Origin of the sequence: uncultured Paraglaciecola sp. (assembly GCF_913020055.1) — a bacterium.
Lineage (GTDB): Bacteria > Pseudomonadota > Gammaproteobacteria > Enterobacterales > Alteromonadaceae > Paraglaciecola.
The window spans coordinates 1-3,548 of the sequence record NZ_CAJWCF010000181.1; the positions used below are offsets into that span (position 1 = coordinate 1).

The following is a 3,548-nucleotide window of genomic DNA, read 5'->3' on the forward strand; positions in this document are numbered from 1 at the left end:
GTGCTGGGATCATAGACCACCTCCTTAACAACTGTAATTATATACAGTATTGCAACAGTTTACAAAAACATAGCCTTGGAAAAACATTAAAAGTAGAAAGCTTAAAGTCGCTGCAGTGTTTTTATTTATAGGCATAGTTGGATTGAAAGTTTTCACAACTGTTTTAACCTTTGATTGGTTAGGCAGGCTGTTTGCTTAATCAAGTATAAGCAGAATAGTAAAAATCTAAAAAAGTCCTTAAAAAGAATAAAAAACTGTTGGCTTTTGTTCTTTCCTCCCTTACCTTAACCCGCTATTTTTGCCATCTTGATGATGGGGCCGCAAATCGTTAATCATCATTGGGAGTCATCTTTGAAATTTTTCATGTCCTTTTTAGTCCTTTTTTCCTCTTTTGGGTTGTGTGATGACTCTGTTTTTCAGGAAGAAATTATTGGAAGCTGGGTCACCGGACAACAAGATGAATATTTTGGTGCCGAGTGGTTTATAACGGAATATAAAAAGGACGGTACGGCTACTCATCGACAGTTTAAAGATGCTTCGTGCGAAACCACTTCGATTGTTATAAATGGGGTCTGGAGCATTCATAATGGCGAATTAACCAATGTTGTGTTGGCTAGTTCAGGGGATTTTGAAATTCCATCTGGGATAATGCTGATTGACGAAATTATACAATTAGCTAACGGTGAAATGGTGATTTCTACTGATACAAATCGAACGGCATATCGGATGAAAAGTGATAAGTGTTTAAAATTTAGCGAGATAATAAACCAATCCCCCAAACTGTAGTTTTTCTGTTGTGCCACTTACTTTTGGCGTTAACCTATCCATTATGAAAAAAGTCAATGTTATTGGGACCACAGGAAGTGGCAAATCGAGTTTTTCTAAGCGTTTAGCCAATGTGATGGACGCTCAGTATATTCATATGGATCAGCTTTTTTGGAAGCCTGATTGGGTCGAGTCCACTGACGTTGAGTTTTTTCCAAAATTAGAACGGGCCTTGTCACAATCTTCATGGGTGCTTGATGGCAATTATAGTCGAACAAACCCTATTAAATGGGCTCACGCAGACACTATCATATGGATTGATTATGCCTATAGCAGAACATTCTTCCAGTTGTTAAAACGCACCATTGTTAGGGCTACTTCAAAGCGTGAACTGTGGGTGGGTACTGGCAATAAAGAGTCTTTTGTTAAATCCTTTATGTCTAAAAAATCAATATTGCTTTGGTTTTTTAAAAATTACCGCAAGAATAAGACTCGCTACTCAGAACTAATGCGCTCTCCAACGCTGCAGAATGTAAGGTTTATACGTTTACAGAGCCCTAAACAGGTTAATCAGTTTTTAAAAAGTCTCAATGTTGACTAAGTTGTAAACATTGCTTTGCTTGGTAAGGAAATCTGAAATTGGGTTAAATGTTTTATTAATTAGTAAGTTGATTTTTGTAAACGATTACTTAATAAACATGTTTTTGATGTTTGCATTTCTATCAACTAGGTTTGGTTTTCTATCAGTATTTTCTTAAAATACAGTGAGATATCAAAGTTAGACTGAAATCTATTTGAATTCAATAATTAACAATGATTACACAAATATATGTTTTCTATGAAACGTTCATAAACACCATATATTTTCGTGAATACATTAAAAATATGCCATATATAAAGCGTTTGGTTAACTGAAATCGATTTACATGTTAATATTTAGTGTTAATTATTCTCTCAGAGGTTTTTTGTGGCGATTTTAGGTATAAAAGATATTGCAGCTTTAGCAAATGTGTCACCAGCAACTGTGTCCAGAGTGTTTAGCGCACCTGATATGGTATCTAAAAAAACCTTAAATAAAGTTAAAAAAATCATCGATGAAGTTGGCTATCGACCTAACCGAATGGGTTCCAGTTTGCGTACTCGGAAAAGTGGCAATATTGTTGCGATTATTCCGGATATTACTAACCCTGTTAATGCAGGGATAATTAGAGCAATTGAACAAGGGGCACAAAGTGCCGGTTATTCGGTTTTATTAGGTGATACGCAAGGCTTAGAAGAAAGAGAGCAGCATTACGCAGATTTAGTCAGTCACGGCCAAGCGGACGGTATATTATTGTTTTGTTCGCGTATTCCCTTTAAGACCGATCCTAATTTACCTTTGCTAGGGCAATTACCGCCTATGGTTAATGGTAATGAAAGAATTGATTCAGATGAAGTGGTTCAGGTCGCGGTTGATAATGTTGCAGCGACAATGTTTGCAACTGAATATTTGATTTCCCTTGGGCATAAGCGGATTGCAGCGGTCACTGGGCCAAGTGATATCGCCAGTTCAAATGAGCGCCTTGAGGGATATAAATTAGCCCTTAAAGATGCGGGTATAAAGGCAGACAGCGCCTTTCAAATCGAAGGTAGTTACGATGTGCAATCTGGTATGGATTGCGCCAGTCAATTGTTGATGTTACCGCAACGCCCTACAGCAATTTTTTGCTTTAACGATGATATGGCGATAGGGGTGATGAAGTTTTTGCAAAAACAGGGTTTTGTTATACCTGATGATATTTCAGTTATGGGCTTTGATGATATTAATTATGCACAGTTTGTTTCGCCATCTTTGACAACTGTACATCAACCATTACATGAGATTGGCAGCACTTGTATTGACTTGTTACTGAAGCAATTGAAAGGACAGGTAGTTGAGCCTGGAAGACGGTATTTACCGTTTGAATTGAAAGTGAGAGACAGTACGGGCAAGGTACCAGAATAGTTTTTCAGAATGGTACTTAGATGAAGCTAAACGAGCAACGACTAACAATGATAGGCGTTGCTCGAAGCAATACTGCAAATTACGGTCATTCTGAACCAATGAAACGATAGCACTGGAACATGTACTTTTTTTGTTTGGACCACATTATCGGTATAGATGGACCATACCAGTGTCTAAAGGATTACGGACAAAAAAATACCACCCAAAGTAGGTGGTATTTTCTCAGAATTGAGGTGATAAGGCTCAATTCCCTCATATGTTGTGTCGAAACACTATCACTAGAGTCCTAAACAATAACTGAAAACATCATGAATTGAAATAGCATCCGGAGCGTCCATATATGCCTCTACCAGTTACAATGGGTGTCTTGATAAATACCGCCTGCTTATCGCTCCAATAAGCGGCTTTATCTACATCCACATGCAGCACCACATGCACATGGTTGCTCATCACCGCATAGGCACACACATCAATGGCAAATACCGAAGACAAATACAACAACCGCTCTTCCACCCAACCCCGCCTGTGCTCGTAACTCTGCCCAGAGTACTTATCCACGCCACACAAAAAAGACCGCCGCACACAGCGCGACACACAATGATAATAAGGGGTATCCGACAAACTAATCAAACTGGCACGTTTCTGAGTCATAACGCCTCCAAAGAGGAAAAATTAACCGCAAACACTTACCTAAAACATAGACCAGTTCAATAAATAGTCAATTTATGATGGGTGATGAGATGGACGCTCCCTAATACGGCGTCAATGCGCCAAAATAGAATTTTCAACGAGACTATTT

General features: G+C 38.4%; 3 protein-coding genes and 1 pseudogene. 3 read left to right on the forward strand and 1 reads right to left on the reverse strand.

Features of this window, described 5'->3' with window-relative positions; translation table 11 throughout:
• Positions 1 to 363 precede the first annotated feature (363 nt).
• From QZ488_RS21360 to QZ488_RS21370, 3 genes are all read left to right on the forward strand, one after another.
• Positions 364 to 786 carry a hypothetical protein gene (locus QZ488_RS21360; RefSeq protein ID WP_293752572.1) on the forward strand — a complete coding sequence of 141 codons (423 nt, stop codon included), beginning with the start codon at positions 364 to 366 and terminating at the stop codon, positions 784 to 786.
• Between the two features lie 43 nt (positions 787 to 829).
• Positions 830 to 1,366, forward strand: a complete 537-nt coding sequence (locus QZ488_RS21365) for an adenylate kinase (RefSeq protein ID WP_293752574.1) — start codon at positions 830 to 832, stop codon at positions 1,364 to 1,366.
• A gap of 366 nt (positions 1,367 to 1,732) precedes the next feature.
• Positions 1,733 to 2,749: a LacI family DNA-binding transcriptional regulator gene (locus QZ488_RS21370; RefSeq protein ID WP_293752576.1), complete on the forward strand. Its 1,017-nt coding sequence runs from the start codon at positions 1,733 to 1,735 to the stop codon at positions 2,747 to 2,749.
• Positions 2,750 to 3,160: 411 nt separating this feature from the next.
• Here QZ488_RS21370 and QZ488_RS21375 read toward each other — a convergent pair.
• A pseudogene (locus tag QZ488_RS21375) lies at positions 3,161 to 3,400 on the reverse strand (transposase); the annotation flags it as partial.
• Positions 3,401 to 3,548 lie beyond the last annotated feature (148 nt).